This window comes from Paracandidimonas soli, from assembly GCF_004342005.1.
Taxonomy (GTDB): domain Bacteria; phylum Pseudomonadota; class Gammaproteobacteria; order Burkholderiales; family Burkholderiaceae_B; genus Paracandidimonas; species Paracandidimonas soli.
Window position 1 is genome coordinate 258,333 of sequence record NZ_SMBX01000004.1, and the last position, 17,291, is coordinate 275,623.

Consider the following 17,291-nt stretch of genomic DNA (forward strand, 5'->3'; position numbering starts at 1 on the left):
ATGCACAGGACTACCAGACAGGTATAGAAATGAGTCAAAAACGTATCGTCAAGTTTGAAATCTACCGCTACGATCCCGACAAGGACGAGCGCCCCTACATGCAGAAGCTCGAAGTCGAGCTGCAGCCGACCGACAAGATGCTGCTGGACGCCATCGTTCGCATCAAGAACGATGTCGATGACAGCCTGGCGATCCGCCGCTCGTGCCGCGAAGGCGTGTGCGGTTCCGACGCCATGAACGTCAATGGCAAGAACCGCCTGGCCTGCACGACCAACCTGCTCGAGCTGAAGGAGCCCATCGTCCTGCGTCCGCTGCCCGGCCTGCCGGTCGTGCGCGACCTGATCGTCGACATGACGCACTTCTTCAATCAGTATCATTCGATCAAGCCGTTCCTGATCAACGATACGCCGCCGCCCGAGAAGGAGCGCCTGCAATCGCCCGAGGCGCGTGAGCAGCTCGATGGCCTGTACGAGTGCATTCTGTGCGCCTGCTGCTCGACCTCGTGCCCGTCATTCTGGTGGAATCCCGACAAGTTCGTCGGTCCGGCAGGCTTGCTGCAGGCATACCGCTTCATCGCCGATACGCGCGACCAGGCAACGGGCGAGCGCCTGGACAACCTGGAAGATCCCTACCGCCTGTTCCGCTGCCATACCATCATGAACTGTACCGACGTCTGTCCGAAGGGCTTGAACCCATCGAACGCCATCGGCAAGATCAAGGAACTATTGGTTCGCCGTACCATCTGAGAGGGAAGGCATCATGGTAACGCTCTCGGAACTGGACCGTGCGCGCCTGCGCTGGCGCGCACGCCGCGGTCTGCTGGAAAACGACTTGATCATCACACGGTTCCTGGATCGCTATGAGCTTGAACTGACGGATGCCGATGTATCAGCGCTGTCTCGGTTGTTCGAGATGGGAGACAACGACTTGCTCGACGTATTGCTGGCGCGGGTCGAAGTCTCCGGTGACTATGACACACCGGAGATTCGCCGGCTGGTCAGCCTGATGCAAGAGCAGTAATCACTAAGGAAGAATGGAATGCAACTATCAGACAAAAAGGCCAAGCTATCTGTTTCCGATGGCGGCCCCGAGATCGAATTTCCCATCTACAAGGGAAGTGTTGGTCCTGATGTCATTGACATCCGCAAGCTGTACGGCGGCACGGGCATGTTCACGTATGACCCCGGCTTCCTTTCGACCGCGTCGTGCGAGTCGAGCATTACCTATATCGACGGCGACAAGGGCGAGTTGCTGTATCGTGGCTATCCCATCGAGCAACTGGCGGTCAAGTGCGACTTCCTGGACGTCTGCTACCTGATTCTCAACGGCGACCTGCCTGATGCCGCGCAGAAGCTGGACTTTGACCAGCAGGTGACGCGCCATACGATGGTCAACGAGCAACTGCATTTCTTCCTGCGCGGCTTCCGCCGCGACGCGCACCCGATGGCGGTCCTGACAGGCCTGGTCGGCGCGCTGTCCGCGTTCTATCACGATTCGACCGACATCTCCAATCCCTATCATCGCCATGTGTCGGCCATTCGACTGATCGCCAAGATGCCGACCCTGGTGGCGATGGCGTACAAGTACTCGCAGGGCCAGCCGTTCATCTACCCGCAGAACAATCTGTCTTACACAGGTAATTTCGTGCGCATGATGTTCGCCACACCGTGCGAGGAGTACAAGCTCAACCCGGTTGTCGAGAAGGCGCTGGATCGCATCTTCATCCTGCATGCGGATCACGAGCAGAATGCATCGACTTCCACGGTGCGCCTGTGCGGTTCTTCGGGTACCAACCCGTTCGCGGCCATTGCGGCGGGCGTCGCTTGTCTGTGGGGGCCTGCGCACGGCGGAGCCAACGAAGCTTGCCTGCAGATGCTGGAAGAACTCCAGGCCAACGGCGGCGTCGCCAAGGTTGGCGAGTTCATGGAGCAGGTCAAGGACAAGAACTCGGGCGTGCGCCTGATGGGCTTCGGCCACCGCGTCTACAAGAACTACGATCCGCGCGCGAAGCTGATGCAGGAAACCTGCAAGGAAGTCCTGTCTTCCCTCGGCCTGGAAAACGATCCGCTGTTCAAGCTGGCCATGGAACTCGAGCGCATTGCACTGGAAGACCCGTATTTCGTCGAGCGCAAGCTGTACCCGAACGTCGACTTCTATTCCGGTATCGTCCAACGCGCCATCGGCATTCCGACCTCGCTGTTCACGGCCATCTTCGCGCTGGCCCGCACGGTGGGCTGGATCGCGCAATGGAACGAAATGCTTTCCGATCCCGACTACAAGATCGGCCGTCCGCGCCAGCTGTACAGCGGTTCGGTATCGCGCGACGTCAAGAGGTAAAACGACGGGAATCCCGCGCGTTCTGTCTGGATGCGCGGCCCGGCGCCTGTAACGAAAAACGCCAGACTGGATTTCATCCGTCTGGCGTTTTGCTTTGCTGCGCGAGGCGACGCTCGCGCTGGTCTTATGCGAACAAGTGGAAAACTTACAACTGGCTGGCGGAGAAGGTGTCGCAGTCGCGCATGCTGCCGCTGTCGAAGCCGCGCTGGAACCAGCGCATGCGTTGCGCGGCGCTGCCGTGCGTGAACGAGTCGGGGACGATCCTGCCTTGGTGCTGGCGCTGGAGCGTGTCGTCGCCGACGGCGCTGGCGGCATTCAGGGCGTGTTCCAGGTCGCCGGGCTCCAGGATCTGGCGCGCGGAGTCGGCATGGCGGGCCCAGATGCCGGCATAGCAGTCGGCCTGCAGTTCCAGGCGCACGGACGCCTGGTTCGCGCGGGTCTGCGATCCCGAGCGGCGGGCTTCGTCGACTTTCTGCATGCTGCCGGTCATCAGCTGGACGTGGTGTCCCACTTCGTGGGCGATGACGTAGGCGCGGGCGAACTCGCCCGGCGCATTCATCTTGTTTTCCATGTCGTCGAAGAACGACAGGTCGATATAGACTTTCTGGTCGGCAGGGCAGTAGAACGGCCCCATGGCGGACTGCCCGGTGCCGCAGGCGGTGGGCGTCGCGCCGCGAAACAGCACCAGGCTGGGTTCCCGGTAGCTGCCGTTGGTCTGCGTACGGAAGATTTCCTGCCAGACATCCTCGGTTTCCCCCAGCACCTTGGCGACGAATTGCGCCTGCCTGTCGTTTGCGGGGATGGGCTGAGACGTCGGGGCCGATGTCGGGGTTCCGTCGGCGAACTGCAGCACGACGCTGGGATCGACGCCGAAGTACATGGCGACCAGGGCGAGGACGATGGTGCCGATGCCGATGCTGCCTTTGCCCATGCGGGGGCCCGAGGCGCGGCGGTCTTCGACGTTACGGCTGGTTCTGGATCTGTCCCAACGCATGATGGTTCCGGGTAAGAGGGCTGACTCGGTGGCAACTTTAACGCTTCCGGAGCCGCTTTGCACGGGACTTTGCGGAGTTTCACATATTGCCAAGCCTCGCATGCCGGCATAACGAAGGCTTGCATCCGCCGCAATGAGCGCATGAAAAGTTGCCCTCAGGCGACAAAAATGCCCTTCGGAGCAGAGAATCGCCGTGTACAGGGTTTACCCGTCTTTGCGGTGCAGCATCCTGTGATAGAATCAAGCACATGAAATACACGACATCCTTTTTCTTTTATTTTTATGCATTTCCGATGCCGCTGGCGAAGGGAAGGGAAGCTCGTACGCAGTAAAACCTGAAAAAATTCCTGAAAAAGCCGCCAGCGAAACCGCCAGGCGGCTTTTTTTATCGGTACGCATTTTCAGATCATCAGACGTTTCATTCTTAATTGCAGCACCCAACCGAAACTGGAGTCTTATCGTGTCGCACAATACCGACGATCTACGCATCCGTGAAATCAAGGAGCTTTCTCCGCCCGCTCATATCATGCGCGAATTTCCCTGCACGCCGGAGATCTCGGGTACGGTCTATGCGACAAGGCGCGCCATCCATGACGTGCTGCATGGCAAGGACGACAGGCTGGTGGTGGTGATCGGACCCTGCTCCATCCACAATACCGAGGCTGCGCTGGACTACGCCCGCAGGCTGGTGCGCGAGCGCGAGCGCTTCAGCGGCGAGCTGGAGATCGTCATGCGCGTCTACTTCGAGAAGCCTCGCACCACGGTGGGCTGGAAGGGGCTGATCAACGATCCCATGCTCGATGGCAGCTTCAACATCAACCAGGGCCTGCGCATCGCCCGCGAACTGCTCATCGAAATCAACGCGCTGGGCCTGCCTGCCGGCTGCGAGTTCCTGGACATGATCACACCGCAGTACATCGCCGATCTGGTGTCCTGGGGCGCCATCGGCGCGCGTACCACCGAAAGCCAGGTCCACCGCGAACTGTCTTCGGGCCTGTCGTGCCCTGTCGGGTTCAAGAACGGTACCGACGGCAACGTCAAGATCGCGGTCGACGCCATCAAGGCCGCGTCCCAGCCCCACCACTTCTTGTCGGTCACCAAGGGCGGCCATTCCGCCATCGTGTCCACGCTGGGCAATGACGACTGCCACATCATCCTGCGCGGCGGCAAGCAACCCAACTACGATGCGGGAAGCGTCGAGCAGGCTTGCCAGGCCGTCGTCAAGGCGGGGCTGCGGCCGCGCGTCATGATCGACGCCAGCCATGCCAACAGCAACAAGGACTACTCGCGCCAGCCTATCGTTCTGGAGGACGTGTCGACGCAGGTGGCTTCCGGCGATGATCGCATTTGCGGCGTCATGATCGAAAGCCATCTGGTGGGCGGGCGCCAGGACCTGGATCCGGGCAAGCCCTTGACCTACGGCCAGAGCATTACCGACGGCTGCATCGATTGGGATACGTCGGTGCGCGTGCTGGAGCGGCTGGCCGAGGCCGTCAGGCAGCGCAGGCAGGCAAGCAGGCAACCCGCGGTTGCCTGAACCCGGCCGCTTGTGTCCCTGGGCGGATGGAAGCGGCCATCTGTAAAGGCTGCTGAGCGCACAGGGCTTTTCCTCCATCCAGCCCAGGCTTCGTTAAAATGGGCCGCGCGTCTTCGAAGACGCGCGGCCCATGCTGTTTTCCGGCATTCCTGCCGACCGTCTTACAGGAAACAACAATGAATACTTCTGTGATGCCGACACAGCGCCGTCCGCTGTCCGATGAGTTTCTGCAGGCCTTGCGCGACCATTTCGGTGAGCGCTTTTCGACTGCGCAGGCGGTTTGTGAGCATCACGGCAAGGACGAGTCGCCGTATGCGCCGATGCTGCCCGATGGCGTCGTGTTCGCGCAAAGCACAGAGGACGTGGCCTGGTTGGCGAAACTCTGCAACGAGCAGCGCGTGCCGCTGGTTCCCTATGGCGTAGGCTCGTCCCTGGAAGGCAATATCCTTGCCGCGCACGGAGGGATCAGCCTCGATCTGTCGGGTATGAACCGTATTCTTGCCGTGCATGCCGAAGACTTCACAGTGACGGTGCAGGCAGGCGTGACGCGCAAGCAGCTGAACCAGGAAATCCGCGATACGGGCCTTTTCTTCCCGATCGATCCCGGCGCGGACGCCAGCCTCGGCGGCATGGCGGCGACGCGCGCCTCGGGCACGAATGCCGTGCGCTACGGCACCATGCGCGAGAACGTCATGTCCCTGACCGTGGTCACAGCCGATGGCCGCATCGTGAATACGGCCAGCCGCGCGCGCAAGTCGTCCGCCGGCTATGACCTGACCCGCATTTTCGTAGGCAGCGAGGGCACGCTGGGCATCATCACCGAAGTGACGGTCCGGCTGTATCCGCAGCCCGAGGCCATTTCCGCAGCCATCTGCAATTTCGATACTCTGCGGGATGCGGTGCAGAGCGTCATCGAGATCATCCAGATGGGCGTGCCCGTCGCCAGGGTGGAGTTCATGGATGCGGCGGCGGTACGTGCAACCAACAGTTACAGCAGGCTGTCGCTGAAGGAGTCGCCATTGCTGCTGTTCGAATTCCACGGCAGTCCGACGGGCGTGCAGGAACAGGCGCAAATCGTGCAGGAGATCACCAGGGACAACAACGGGCAGGATTTCCAGTGGGCGGATACGCCGGAAGAGCGCAACCGCCTGTGGACGGCGCGGCACAATGCCTACTTCGCGGCATTGCAGCTGAGGCCCGGAGCGCGCGCCAGCACGACCGATGTCTGCGTTCCCATCTCGAAGCTGGCGGAGTGCGTGGCGCAGACCGCGCAGGAGATGGACCAGGCAAGCTTTCCATATATCATTGTCGGCCACGTCGGAGACGGCAATTTCCATGTACTGATGTTGCTGGATCCTGACGATGAAGCGCAGTGGCGGGAGTCCGAGCGCCTGAACCATAGCTTGGTACGCAGGGCGATCGCCATGCAGGGCACATGCACCGGCGAGCATGGCGTCGGATTGCACAAGATGGCGTTCATGCGCGAAGAGCATGGCGAAGACGCCCTGGCGCTCATGCGCAGCCTGAAGGCGGCATTCGATCCGCGCAACATCCTGAATCCGGGCAAAGTGCTGCCCGAGCCGCTGCAGGATTGATGCGTCGCAGGCCAGACAGTATTAATCCCTATTGAGGACAGTGTTCGCACTCGGGAACAATGTCACACTGAAAACGGTGTTGATCGCGGGGCGGAAACCCACGTGATTGCATGCTCCGGACGGCATGCGCAATGCCGTCCATGCAGGACAAACAATAGGGAGCAGACAGTATTGGAACGCGTGCGTATGGCTGATGAGTTCGAGGCGCCTGGCCTGCCCGGACTGATCCAGAGATTGCGGGAGTCGTTGCCGGCGCATTGCATCCTGACCAGGCAGGAAGACACCAAGCCGTATGAGTGCGACGGTCTTTCCCTGTATCGCGAATTGCCGCCGGTGGTGGTACTTCCCGAAACAGAGGCGCATGTGATCGCCGTGATGCAGGCCTGTTGCGCTTTCGGCGTGCCGATCGTGGCGCGCGGCGCGGGCACGGGCCTGTCCGGCGGAGCGACGCCGCACAGGCAGGGCGTGCTGCTCGGGCTCGCCAAATTCAACCGCATCAAGTCCATCGATCCCGATGCCGCGACGGCCGTCGTCGAGCCCGGCGTGCGCAATCTGGCCATTTCCGAGGCCGTGGCGCCGTACGGCATGTATTACGCGCCGGATCCATCCAGCCAGATCGCCTGCAGCATCGGCGGGAACGTGGCGGAAAATTCCGGCGGCGTGCATTGCCTGAAGTACGGCCTGACGATACACAACATTCTGCGCGTGCGCGTGGTCACCATCGACGGCGATGTAATAGAGCTGGGCTCCGACGCTCCCGATAGCCCGGGGCTGGATCTGCTGTCGGTCTTCATCGGCTCCGAGGGCATGCTGGGCGTCGTCACGGAGATCACGGTCAAGCTGATCCCAAAGCCCATATGCGCACAGGTCGTCATGGCAAGCTTCGACTCGGTGGAGACCGCGGGCCAGGCGGTGGCGAACATCATCGCCGCGGGCATCATCCCCGCTGGGCTCGAAATGATGGACCAGCGCGCGATCCAGATGGTCGAGCCCTTTTCCAAGGCGGGCTACGACACCGGAGCGCACGCCATCCTGCTGTGCGAGTCCGACGGTACGCAGGAAGAAGTGGAAGAGGAGATCGGCCGCATGCGGGCCGTCTTCGAGCAGGCGGGCGCCACCAGGCTGCAGGTATCGTCCTCGGAAGAAGAGCGTCTGCGTTTCTGGGCGGGCCGCAAGAACGCCTTTCCCGCCGCGGGCCGGGTCTCGCCGGACTACTACTGCATGGACGGCACGATACCGCGCCGGCACCTGGGACGGGTGCTGCGCGCCATCGAAGAGATGGAGGTCACCTATGGCCTGCGCTGCGCGAACGTATTCCATGCGGGCGACGGCAACCTGCATCCGCTCATCCTGTTCGATGCCAACGACCCCGGCGAGGTCGAGCGCGCTGAAAATTTCGGCGCGGCGATCCTGGAGCTGTGCGTCGAGGTCGGCGGCACGGTGACGGGCGAGCATGGCGTGGGGCTGGAAAAAATCAACCAGATGTGCGTGCAGTTTTCCCGCGAGGAACTGGATGCCTTCTCCGCAGTGAAGCGGGCGTTCGATCCGTATGGTCTGCTCAATCCGGAAAAACTGATCCCCACGCTGGCTAGGTGCGCCGAATACGGCAAGATGCACGTGCATGGCGGGAATTTGCGTTTCCCCGAACTGCCGCGTTTTTGAGAGTCATCAATTATGGAATTCGTCCTGTCGGAGCTGGCGGAGCATGTCATGGCGGCGCGCGCTGCGCACAAGCCCATGCGCATACGCGGCGGCGGCACCAAGGATTTCTACGGGGAAATCGGTACCGGGGTCGGCCCCAATGGCAGCGCGGTGCTGGATGTGACCGCCTATCGCGGCATCATCAGTTATGAGCCGTCGGAGCTGGTCATCACCGCCAGGGCGGGCACGCCGCTGCACGAGATCGAGGATGCCTTGAGGCAGCAGGGCCAGATGCTGGCCTTCGAGCCGCCGAGGTTCGGGCAGGAGTCGACGATAGGCGGGTGCGTGGCCAGTGGATTGTCGGGCCCCAGGCGCATGGCGGCGGGCAGTCTGGGGGATTTCGTGTTGGGCGTGCGCCTGCTCGATTCCGCGGGCAATCTTCTGCGCTTCGGCGGAGAGGTGATGAAGAACGTGGCGGGCTACGATGTCTCGCGCCTGCTGGCCGGATCCATGGGCATCCTGGGCGTGCTGGCGGAGGTGTCCATCAAGGTGGCGCCTTTGCCGTTCTGCGAGCGCACGCTGCGGCTCTCCTGCCGCCAGGAAGAAGCGCTGGCCTGGATGAGCCAATGGCGCAGCCAGCCTTTGCCGATCTCGGCCAGCGCCTGGTCCGGAGATGACGGCGGGCAACTGCACATCCGGCTTTCCGGCAGCGATGCCGCCGTGCGCAGCGCCCAGGGAAAAACAGGAGGCGAGCCGCTGGACCAGGAGCAGGCCGCGCAATGGTGGGACGATCTGCGCGACCAGCGCCATGCTTTCTTCCGGCAACGCCCGTTGTGGCGGCTGGCCGTGCCGCCGAAGTCGCCCGCGCTGGGTCTCGGGCCGACGCTGGTGGAATGGAATGGCGGACTGCGCTGGATCGCCGGCGAAACCGAAGAGGTGAGCGAAGAGGGCGCGCGCCGCATACGCGATGTGGTCGCGTCGGCCGGCGGGTATGCCACTTTGTACCGCTACGACAGGAAGCCGGCCGGCGTGCCGGTGTTCCAGACGCCGGATGCCGGCATCATGGCGATCAATCGTCGCCTGAAAAACGAATTCGATCCGATGGGCATCTTCAATTCCCATCGTCTTTACGCGGAGTTCTGAGCAAGCGCCATGCAAACCAATCTCGCACCATGGGCACGGGAGTCGCGTGAAGGCCAGGAAGCCGATGCCATTCTCCGTCGTTGCGTTCATTGCGGCTTCTGCCTTGCCACCTGTCCCACCTATCAGGTGCTGGGCGACGAGCGGGACAGTCCCCGGGGCCGCATCTACCTGATCAAGCAGGTGCTCGAAGGACAGCAGCCCACGCAGGCGACGCAGCTTCATCTCGACCGGTGCCTGACTTGCCGCAATTGCGAAACGACCTGTCCCTCGGGCGTGCAGTACGGCGATCTGGTGGATATCGGCCGCGGATTGCTGGAAAAGCAGGTGCGCCGTCCCTTGAAACAGCGCTTCGTGCGCGGACTGCTGCGGCGCGCGTTGATATCCCCGCTGTTCGGTTCCGCGTTGCGCATGGGGCGCATGGTGCGCCCGCTGCTGCCGGCGGTGCTGCGCGGCAAGATTCCAGATGCCAGGCCGGCGGGCGCCTTGCCCTCGGGTACGGAGCGGCATGCGCGCCAGGTCCTGCTGCTGGCCGGCTGCGTGCAGCCGGCCATGATGCCTTCCATCGATGCGGCAACCATCCGTGTGCTGGACGCGCTGGGCATATGCACGCGCTTCGCTGCCGGGGCCACATGCTGCGGCGCCATCAATTTCCACCTGGATGCGCAGGAAGAGGCGCTGGCGCAGATGCGGGCCAATATCGATGCATGGCTGCCGCTGCTGGAGAATGGCGAGGTCGAGGCCATCGTCATGAACGCCTCGGGCTGCGGGGCGATGGTCAGGGAATATGCACATCACCTCAGGGCGGATGCGGAGTACGCGGACAAGGCGGCGAGGCTGGTGGGTTACGTCAAGGATGTCGCGGAACTTGTCTCTCCGCTGGCTGCGCAGCTCAGGCCCCTGATCGAGGCCGGCCTGCCGGAAAAGACGGCGTTTCATCCTCCTTGCACGCTGCAGCACTGGCAGGGCCTGCGGGGCGTCAGCGAGCGGATGCTGGCTGATCTCGGGTTCCGCCTGGCGCCATTCACGGAGTCGCACCTGTGCTGTGGATCGGCGGGCACGTATTCGGTCCTGCAGCCGGAGATTTCCCGCAACCTGCGGGACCGCAAGCTGGGCAATATCGGAGCGGCGCAACCTGACTGCATCGTTTCGTCCAATATCGGCTGCATCGGGCATTTGCAGGGCGGGACGCAAACGCCGGTGCGGCATTGGGTCGAGGTGGTCGACGACGCCATACAGGCAGGCAAGCACAGCTGAAACGTTTACTGTCGGTACTGTAGAACGGCTAAAATGCCGCCATGAGTACTGCAAGCAAATCCAAGGGACGTGTCGTCGTCGGCATGTCGGGCGGGGTGGATTCCTCGGTCACGGCATGGCTGTTGAAACAGCAGGGCTATGACGTCGTCGGCCTGTTCATGAAGAACTGGGAGGATGACGACGATTCCGAATACTGCTCGTCGCGCCAGGACTGGCTGGATGCCGCCAGCGTGGCGGATCTGGTCGGAGTCGACATCGAGGCCGTCAATTTCGCGGCGGAGTACAAGGACCGCGTGTTTTCGGAATTCCTGCGGGAATACGAGGCCGGGCGCACGCCCAATCCCGACGTGCTTTGCAATGCGGAGATCAAGTTCAAGGCCTTCCTGGACCATGCGATGGCGCTTGGCGCGGAGCGCATCGCTACCGGGCATTACGCCCGCGTCCGCCAGGATCCGGCGACGGCCCGCTACCAGCTGCTCAAGGCGCTGGATCACACCAAGGACCAGAGCTACTTCCTGCACAGACTGAACCAGGACCAGCTGTCGCGCACCTTGTTTCCGCTGGGAGAGCTGCCCAAGACCAAGGTGCGCGAGCTGGCGCGGGAACTGCAGCTGCCCAATGCCGCCAAGAAGGATTCCACCGGCATCTGTTTCATCGGCGAACGGCCGTTCCGCGAGTTCCTCAACCGCTATCTGCCGACGCGCCCGGGCCCGATCAAGACGGACGACGGCAGGGTGGTGGGGCGGCACCAGGGGCTGGCGTTCTATACGCTGGGCCAGCGCAAGGGGCTGGGCATAGGCGGAATCAAGGGCAGGCAGCAGGAGGACGGCACGGCGGATGCCTGGTACGTGGCGCGCAAGGATCTCGAAACCAATACGCTGCTGATCGTGCAGGGGCATGACCATCCATGGCTGCAGCAATCGCGCCTGTCGGCGCAGGACGTCAGCTGGGTCGCCGGCGAAGCGCCTTTGCCTGGGCGCTATGCGGCCAAGACACGCTACAGGCAGGCGGATGCGCCGTGCCTGCTGGGCGCGGAGGGCGCTGGCGGGTTTTTCCTGGATTTCGATACGCCGCAGTGGGCGGTGACACCAGGCCAGTCCGCCGTCGTGTACGACGGCGATATCTGCCTGGGCGGCGGGATTATTGTGTCTTAGTCTGTTGGAACGACGGGCGGGAGGCCAGTTTTTCTTCCAGGCGCTTGAGGTTGGGATGCGCCGCGCGCCAGTCCAGGTCGGAGAAGCGCAGGTCGAGGTAGCCCAGGGCGCAGCCGACGGCGATGTCGGCCAGGCTGAAGTTGACGCCCATGCAGAAGGCGTTGTCGCCCAGGCCCCGGTTCATGAAATCCAGGGCGGCATGGATCTTGCCGTATTGGCGGTCCACCATGGCCTGGCTGCGCAGTTCGGGCGCCCGGCGGTTGTTTTCCAGGTGGATGATGAGAGCCGCATCGAGCAGGCCGTCGGCGATGGCTTCCCAGCACTTGACCGCCGCCCGGTCGCGGCCGGGCTGGGGCAGCAGGCGCCCGACGGGCGACAGCGTATCAAGGTATTCGACGATGACGCGCGAATCGAACAGGCTGCCGCTGTCGTCCATGATCAGACAGGGCACTTTGCCCAGCGGGTTGAATTCCTGGATCTTCGTATCACTTGCCCACACGTCTTCCAATTGGAAGTCGTATTCCAGCTTTTTTTCGGCCATGACAATACGTACTTTGCGCACGTAAGGACTGGTGCTCGAGCCAAGGAGTTTCATGTCAGCAAAAGTGAGTTGAGTCCAATGCATTATAGGTAAATGCATGCGGGTGCCAGTCGTGTTGTTGCTGTAATCCTACGCTCATGCATTTGTCTTGACTAAACTTGATGCTTGCTGGGCGTTATGTGTAACGGGTGTAACGGAGGCTTGCTTCCCTGGCCGCCAGGGCAGGGTCGGAGCGGGGGCTGCAATGGTAGAATCCGGGCAATCCTTTTCAATCGTTTTGCCAGTACTGTGAGCTCTAATGCATATCGCCGATCAGCTTAGTTCCCTCAATGCCTTGTCCCCCCTCGACGGCCGTTACGCCTCCAAGGCTCAGGCCTTGCGCGGAACGCTGTCCGAAGCCGCATTCATGGCCCATCGCGTCGAAGTGGAGGTGGCGTGGCTGATCGGGCTGTCGGATGCCGGCCTGCCAGAGCTGTCTTCCTTCACCGGGGAGGCGCGGGCCCTGCTGCGCGGACTGGTCGAGAATTTCAGCGAAGATGACGCCGCGCGCATCAAGGCCATCGAGCGCACGACCAATCATGACGTGAAGGCGGTGGAGTACTGGCTGAAGGAAAAAGTGGCGGATCATGCCGAGCTGTCCCGCGCGGCGGAGTTCATCCATTTCGCCTGCACTTCGGAAGACATCAACAATACCTCGCACGCGCTGATGCTGACGCGTGCCAGCAGCCAGGTGCTGGTGCCGCAACTCGAGGCGCTGCATGCACGCCTGGCGGCGCTTGCGCATCGGCACGCAGGCCAGCCCATGCTGTCGCGCACGCACGGCCAGCCCGCCAGCCCGACCACGCTGGGCAAGGAGTTCGCCAACGTGGCGGTGCGCCTGAAGCGCGCCATCGAGGACATCCGCCAGGTGCGGCCACTGGCCAAGCTCAATGGCGCAACGGGTAACTACAACGCCCATCTTTCCGCCTATCCCGAAATCGACTGGCCTTCGTTCAGCGCCCGCGTGCTTGGCGAACTCGGCCTGACGCAGAATACGCATACGATCCAGATCGAGCCGCACGACTGGATGGCTGTCCTGTTCGACGCCGTGGCGCGCGCCAATACCATCCTGCTGGACCTGGACCGCGACGTCTGGGGCTATATTTCGCTGGGCTATTTCAAGCAGCGCCTGAAGGAAGGCGAGGTCGGCTCCTCCACCATGCCTCACAAGGTCAACCCCATCGACTTCGAGAACTCGGAAGGCAACCTGGGCCTGGCCAATGCCTTGCTATCGCATTTGTCGCAGAAGCTGCCGGTATCGCGCTGGCAGCGCGACCTGACCGATTCAACGGTATTGCGCAACCTGGGCGTGGCGTTCGGGTACTGCGTCGTGGCATGGGATGCCTGCGCGCGCGGACTGGACAAGCTTGAACTCAATGCCGCCGCCATCGATGCCGATATCGATGCCTGCTGGGAGGTGCTGGCCGAGCCAGTCCAGACGGTGATGCGCCGCTATGGCCTGCCCCAGCCCTACGAGCAGCTCAAGGCTCTGACGCGGGGCAAGGGCATCCAGGAGGAAACGCTGCGCGAGTTCATTCGCGGGCTGGAGCTCCCCGAAGAGCCCAAGGCCCGCCTGCTGGCGATGACGCCGCGCAGCTATATCGGGCTGGCGGCCGAGCTGGCGGCGCAGGTCTGAACGGCTTTTCCCGCGCGGATATATGCATCCTGATCCCGCCTGCAAGGCGGGATCAGTGCTATGGGGAATGACAATGTGCGCCAGGCGGCCTCGGTGCGGGAGCGCCGCCATGGCGCAAAAAAGAAAAGAGCAACCGGCAAGGGTTGCTCTTTGCATTGGTTTTTCGGGAAAGCTGGTGGGTCGTGAGTGGCTCGAACACTCGACCTACGGATTAAGAGTCCGCTGCTCTACCAACTGAGCTAACGACCCGTTTCACCGAAAGAACGAAATTATAGATGCAAATTTATTGTTTTGTCCAGTCTCCGCATGCGGAAAAATGATCCCGGAAGAAAATGGCAGCCGGAAGCCGGGGAATCGTGCGGGTTTTGTACGCTGCGGAGATAAAAAAATCGTTATAGTGCTGGGCTGACATACCGATTTAGAGTCGCCATGCGTTGGATCTTTCCTACCATTCTGTTGCTGGCCCTGGCCTACCTGCTGAACACCTTCCTGATCTCGCTTGCCTGGGGCGCGGTGCTTGCCGTGGTCACATGGCCGCTCATCGTCAAATTGCAGAAAAAGGGCCTGTCGCGCGGCCTGTCCATCACGACCGTGCTGTTCGGGCTGATCATAGGCTTCGGCGTGCCGGCCTTGGTCATCGTCACTTCGCTGACCAAGGAGCTGCGGGTCATTTCCATCTACCTCCAGCACATCAACCGCACGGGGCTGGCTGCTCCGGAAATCCTTTATTCGCTGCCGTACATGCAGGGGCATATCCTGGACTGGTGGAACGAGCACCTGGCCGCGCCGGGCTCCATCCTCAGGCTGATCGGGCAGATGCCGGGCGCCACGTTCGGCCTGATTTCGGGACGCCTGAGCAGCATTGGGGCCATGGTGCTGGCCAATGCCTTCTATGTGTTCCTGGCGCTGCTGACCATGGTGATCCTGCAGTTGAACGCCAATGTCGTCGTGCGCCACCTGGACAGCGCGGGCCAGCACCTGGCCCCCAAGACCTACGATGTCGTGCGCCGGCTGCTGCCGCTGTCGGTGAGGGGGACCGCGCTCGGCCTGTGCAGCGTGGCGGCGCTGGAGGGCGTCGTCCTGGGCGTGGCCTATGCCATCGCGGGGGCTCCGATGCCTATCCTGCTGGGCGTGCTGACAGGCTATCTGGCGCTGATTCCCGGAGGAGCGCCGTTCTCCTTCATCGCTGTCAGCGTGCTGCTGCTGACCATGGGCAAGACGACGGCGGCTATCGGCCTGCTGATATGGGGTTCCTTCGAGTTGTTCATGGTGGACAAGTTCGTCCGGCCCAAGATCATCGGCAATTCCGTGCGCCTGCCGTTTCTGGCCGTGCTGTTCGGCCTGCTGGGCGGGGTGACTTCCATGGGGGTGATCGGCCTGTTCGTCGGCCCGTTCCTTGTGGCGATGCTGTTCGAGTACCTGAGGGAACTGGATTCCGCGCGCTCGGATGTGCTGGTACCCAATCCGGAAAGAATCCAGAGTTGAAGCCCGGTATCTGCAATATATATCCGGGCGTGTTACAGGTTTGCCAAGAGGGGCTTGCCCCTGTCCCCAGGCAGAATCGGAAGAAAAATGCCGATTTGTGTGTTTGAAGTTGACTTACGTCAATTTCAATAAGGGGCATCCTGTGGTTCAATCATCCTGTGGCTTGGTGGTGTCAGTGCAGTCTGGCTTCTGGGCCCCAATTGTTCATCACGGAGATCACTATGTCTGGTAAATATATTGCTGCTGCTGTCCTTTCGTTCGCTTTCCTGCCCGCAGCCTACGCCGCGTGCGATGTCACCGTAGAAAGCAATGACGCAATGCAGTTCAATACCAAGGAAATCGTCGTCGACAAAAGCTGCAAGGAATTCACCGTCAACCTGAAGCACGTCGGCAAGCTACCCAAGGCCTCCATGGGCCATAACTGGGTCCTGACGAAAGATTCCGATTTCCAGGGCGCAGCCAACGAAGGCGTCGCAGCAGGCGCGGCCAACGATTACGTCAAGCCCAACGACGCTCGCGTAATTGCCCACACGAAGCTGATCGGCGGCGGCGAAGCAGACTCCGTCACCTTCGATGTCTCCAAGCTCGAGGCTGGCCAAGGCTACACGTTCTTCTGCTCCTTCCCCGGCCACTGGGCCATCATGAAGGGCAGCCTGAAGCTGGGCAGCTAATCTTCCAGGGTTGTGCTTTCGGCATGACGGGATCCTTTCCCGTCGGCCGTCGAGTCGGGCGCCGCGCATGCGGCGCTTTTGTTTTTGCGCTGGCAATCGAGCGGGGCAAGGCTGGCGTGCACGCGCATGGCTTGGGTGCCGTCCCACCAGAATACCGCGGCAATGCCCGAGGCGCGGGCAATGACCAGTGCCTGCGCGGCGTCGCTTTCCAGGAAGTGGGTATAGCGGTTCCGCAGCAGCACGTCCGCCTTGTGCAAGGCGGTTTGGGCGGTCGTGTGCCGCGAGGGATCGCGCATGAACAGAGGCCCCTGAAAGCCGTGCCGTTCCAGCCACTCCACGGTTCGGCCCCTGTCGGACTCCGGGCGGCCGGTGATGATGGGCAGGCTGCGCAGCCCGGGCAGTGGAGGCAGCGCCCCGGCGGGCGCCAGTGTGTCGCGCAATGCCAGTGTTGCCTCCAGGTCCTGCGCGTAGGCGTGCTCGGGGATGTCCGGCAGCAGGATGCCGTCGAGATCGATGGCCCATGCGGCATAGGCGCGCTGCGGCTGCGAGGGCAGGTTCCCGGTTGCGGCAAAGGTGTCTGTGATGGTTTCCCTTTCCCAGGGAAACCAGGCGCGCGCGCCATCGGGAATGTGTCGGCCATAGTCCGGCGCCACCCTGGATTCGCCGTCGAAGGCCAGGACGAATGTCTTCACGTCCATCTTCCGCTGTTGCAGGAAATCCAGGCAATCCGCCAGAGTGTGGCCCCTGCCTGCGATGTCCTCCACCAGAAGCAGTCGCTGGCCTGCGGAAGGCTGTTCATGCGTCAGCCATCGGACCTCGCGCGTGTCGCGGCGGTAGGACAGGGCCAGCAGAGGGAGACTGAGCTCGCTTGCGATGAGCGTCGCGGGAATCAGGCCTCCGCGGGCGATGGCGACTATGGCATCGAACGACAGGCTTTCCCACTCGTGAAGGCGGCTGGCGATACTGGCCTCGATGGCTGTATAGTCGAAAGGAAAGGCAATGGGTGGCATGTCTGGCGAGTGCGCGGAGCGAGGATTTGTTCGTTATTGTAGGGCGAGAGGCTTTTGCCGCTTTTTTCGCAACGCGCGAAAATATTTTTTTATTTTGGCTTGCTGTCCGAAGAAAAAGCATGCTATAGTTTCGTTCTTTCAGCGCCCGTAGCTCAGCTGGATAGAGTACTTGGCTACGAACCAAGGGGTCAGGAGTTCGAATCTCTTCGGGCGCGCCAGTTTAAGTAAAAAGGGATCTTCTTCGGAAGGTCCCT

Annotated in this window: 16 protein-coding genes and 2 tRNA genes; 13 read left to right on the plus strand and 5 right to left on the minus strand. The window is 62.0% G+C overall.

Annotated features, from left to right (window positions below; all coding sequences use genetic code 11):
- Window positions 1-29 precede the first annotated feature (29 nt).
- Genes EV686_RS10470 through gltA form a run of 3 tightly spaced genes read left to right on the plus strand, consistent with a single transcriptional unit; the run spans window position 30 to window position 2,337 of the window.
- The gene (locus EV686_RS10470) at window positions 30-746 is read left to right on the plus strand and encodes a succinate dehydrogenase iron-sulfur subunit (protein ID WP_132476734.1); all 717 of its coding nucleotides are present in this window, start codon (window positions 30-32) and stop codon (window positions 744-746) included.
- Window positions 747-759: 13 nt separating this feature from the next.
- Window positions 760-1,020: an FAD assembly factor SdhE gene (locus EV686_RS10475; protein ID WP_132476737.1), complete on the plus strand. Its 261-nt coding sequence runs from the start codon at window positions 760-762 to the stop codon at window positions 1,018-1,020.
- An 18-nt stretch (window positions 1,021-1,038) separates the two neighbouring features.
- Entirely contained in the window at window positions 1,039-2,337 is a 1,299-nt protein-coding gene (gltA, locus tag EV686_RS10480; RefSeq protein ID WP_132476740.1) for a citrate synthase, read from the plus strand.
- A 145-nt stretch (window positions 2,338-2,482) separates the two neighbouring features.
- Here the strand turns inward: gltA and ypfJ are convergent, their stop codons facing one another.
- Together ypfJ and EV686_RS18590 are read right to left on the minus strand one after the other, a co-directional pair.
- On the minus strand, window positions 2,483-3,331 hold the full coding sequence (ypfJ, locus tag EV686_RS10485) for a KPN_02809 family neutral zinc metallopeptidase (protein ID WP_132476743.1): 849 nt from the start codon (window positions 3,329-3,331) through the stop codon (window positions 2,483-2,485).
- Window positions 3,332-3,571: 240 nt separating this feature from the next.
- Window positions 3,572-3,730: a hypothetical protein gene (locus EV686_RS18590; RefSeq protein WP_165972574.1), complete on the minus strand. Its 159-nt coding sequence runs from the start codon at window positions 3,728-3,730 to the stop codon at window positions 3,572-3,574.
- Between the two features lie 61 nt (window positions 3,731-3,791).
- Here EV686_RS18590 and aroG point away from each other — a divergent pair, with 61 nt between their 5' ends.
- The 6 genes from aroG to mnmA all read left to right on the plus strand — a co-directional run bounded on the left by aroG (window position 3,792) and on the right by mnmA (window position 11,655).
- Window positions 3,792-4,868 (plus strand): 3-deoxy-7-phosphoheptulonate synthase AroG, encoded by a 1,077-nt coding sequence (aroG, locus tag EV686_RS10490; protein WP_132476746.1) that lies wholly within the window; start codon window positions 3,792-3,794, stop codon window positions 4,866-4,868.
- A gap of 176 nt (window positions 4,869-5,044) precedes the next feature.
- Window positions 5,045-6,463, plus strand: coding sequence for an FAD-binding oxidoreductase (locus tag EV686_RS10495; protein WP_132476749.1), 1,419 nt, complete (start codon window positions 5,045-5,047; stop codon window positions 6,461-6,463).
- A gap of 186 nt (window positions 6,464-6,649) precedes the next feature.
- On the plus strand, window positions 6,650-8,125 hold the full coding sequence (locus tag EV686_RS10500) for an FAD-linked oxidase C-terminal domain-containing protein (protein ID WP_132476944.1): 1,476 nt from the start codon (window positions 6,650-6,652) through the stop codon (window positions 8,123-8,125).
- A 12-nt stretch (window positions 8,126-8,137) separates the two neighbouring features.
- Window positions 8,138-9,247, plus strand: coding sequence for a glycolate oxidase subunit GlcE (gene glcE, locus EV686_RS10505; RefSeq protein ID WP_132476752.1), 1,110 nt, complete (start codon window positions 8,138-8,140; stop codon window positions 9,245-9,247).
- Window positions 9,248-9,256: 9 nt separating this feature from the next.
- On the plus strand, window positions 9,257-10,501 hold the full coding sequence (glcF, locus tag EV686_RS10510) for a glycolate oxidase subunit GlcF (RefSeq protein ID WP_132476755.1): 1,245 nt from the start codon (window positions 9,257-9,259) through the stop codon (window positions 10,499-10,501).
- Between the two features lie 41 nt (window positions 10,502-10,542).
- Window positions 10,543-11,655, plus strand: a complete 1,113-nt coding sequence (gene mnmA, locus EV686_RS10515; RefSeq protein ID WP_132476758.1) for a tRNA 2-thiouridine(34) synthase MnmA — start codon at window positions 10,543-10,545, stop codon at window positions 11,653-11,655.
- Here the strand turns inward: mnmA and EV686_RS10520 are convergent.
- On the minus strand, window positions 11,642-12,250 hold the full coding sequence (locus tag EV686_RS10520) for a glutathione S-transferase family protein (protein ID WP_132476761.1): 609 nt from the start codon (window positions 12,248-12,250) through the stop codon (window positions 11,642-11,644). The two genes, mnmA and EV686_RS10520, sit on opposite strands and share 14 nt — an antisense overlap.
- Before the next feature lie 244 nt (window positions 12,251-12,494).
- Between EV686_RS10520 and purB the strand changes: the two genes are divergently transcribed.
- On the plus strand, window positions 12,495-13,871 hold the full coding sequence (purB, locus tag EV686_RS10525) for an adenylosuccinate lyase (RefSeq protein ID WP_132476764.1): 1,377 nt from the start codon (window positions 12,495-12,497) through the stop codon (window positions 13,869-13,871).
- A gap of 173 nt (window positions 13,872-14,044) precedes the next feature.
- On the opposite strand, the gene EV686_RS10530 is transcribed toward purB, so the two are convergent.
- Window positions 14,045-14,120, minus strand: a tRNA-Lys gene (locus EV686_RS10530).
- A 180-nt stretch (window positions 14,121-14,300) separates the two neighbouring features.
- On the opposite strand from EV686_RS10530, the gene EV686_RS10535 reads away from it, so the two are divergent.
- Window positions 14,301-15,356 (plus strand): AI-2E family transporter, encoded by a 1,056-nt coding sequence (locus tag EV686_RS10535; protein ID WP_132476766.1) that lies wholly within the window; start codon window positions 14,301-14,303, stop codon window positions 15,354-15,356.
- A gap of 221 nt (window positions 15,357-15,577) precedes the next feature.
- Window positions 15,578-16,027, plus strand: a complete 450-nt coding sequence (gene azu, locus EV686_RS10540; protein WP_132476768.1) for an azurin — start codon at window positions 15,578-15,580, stop codon at window positions 16,025-16,027.
- Here azu and EV686_RS10545 read toward each other — a convergent pair.
- The gene (locus tag EV686_RS10545; protein WP_132476770.1) at window positions 16,024-17,037 is read right to left on the minus strand and encodes a phosphoribosyltransferase family protein; all 1,014 of its coding nucleotides are present in this window, start codon (window positions 17,035-17,037) and stop codon (window positions 16,024-16,026) included. The two genes, azu and EV686_RS10545, sit on opposite strands and share 4 nt — an antisense overlap.
- A 141-nt stretch (window positions 17,038-17,178) precedes the next feature.
- Here EV686_RS10545 and EV686_RS10550 point away from each other — a divergent pair.
- A tRNA-Arg gene (locus EV686_RS10550) sits at window positions 17,179-17,255 on the plus strand.
- Window positions 17,256-17,291 lie beyond the last annotated feature (36 nt).

Excerpts from the sequence above, each read along its gene's own strand:
- EV686_RS10470 (WP_132476734.1), top strand. The coding sequence starts at position 30 with ATGAGTCAAAAACGTATCGTCAAGTTTGAAATCTACCGCTACGATCCC.
- EV686_RS10475 (WP_132476737.1), top strand. The coding sequence starts at position 760 with ATGGTAACGCTCTCGGAACTGGACCGTGCGCGCCTGCGCTGGCGCGCA.
- gltA (WP_132476740.1), top strand. The coding sequence starts at position 1,039 with ATGCAACTATCAGACAAAAAGGCCAAGCTATCTGTTTCCGATGGCGGC.
- ypfJ (WP_132476743.1), bottom strand. The coding sequence starts at position 3,331 with ATGCGTTGGGACAGATCCAGAACCAGCCGTAACGTCGAAGACCGCCGC.
- EV686_RS18590 (WP_165972574.1), bottom strand. The coding sequence starts at position 3,730 with ATGCGTACCGATAAAAAAAGCCGCCTGGCGGTTTCGCTGGCGGCTTTT.
- EV686_RS10495 (WP_132476749.1), top strand. The coding sequence starts at position 5,045 with ATGAATACTTCTGTGATGCCGACACAGCGCCGTCCGCTGTCCGATGAG.
- EV686_RS10500 (WP_132476944.1), top strand. The coding sequence starts at position 6,650 with ATGGCTGATGAGTTCGAGGCGCCTGGCCTGCCCGGACTGATCCAGAGA.
- glcE (WP_132476752.1), top strand. The coding sequence starts at position 8,138 with ATGGAATTCGTCCTGTCGGAGCTGGCGGAGCATGTCATGGCGGCGCGC.
- glcF (WP_132476755.1), top strand. The coding sequence starts at position 9,257 with ATGCAAACCAATCTCGCACCATGGGCACGGGAGTCGCGTGAAGGCCAG.
- mnmA (WP_132476758.1), top strand. The coding sequence starts at position 10,543 with ATGAGTACTGCAAGCAAATCCAAGGGACGTGTCGTCGTCGGCATGTCG.
- EV686_RS10520 (WP_132476761.1), bottom strand. The coding sequence starts at position 12,250 with ATGAAACTCCTTGGCTCGAGCACCAGTCCTTACGTGCGCAAAGTACGT.
- purB (WP_132476764.1), top strand. The coding sequence starts at position 12,495 with ATGCATATCGCCGATCAGCTTAGTTCCCTCAATGCCTTGTCCCCCCTC.
- EV686_RS10535 (WP_132476766.1), top strand. The coding sequence starts at position 14,301 with ATGCGTTGGATCTTTCCTACCATTCTGTTGCTGGCCCTGGCCTACCTG.
- azu (WP_132476768.1), top strand. The coding sequence starts at position 15,578 with ATGTCTGGTAAATATATTGCTGCTGCTGTCCTTTCGTTCGCTTTCCTG.
- EV686_RS10545 (WP_132476770.1), bottom strand. The coding sequence starts at position 17,037 with ATGCCACCCATTGCCTTTCCTTTCGACTATACAGCCATCGAGGCCAGT.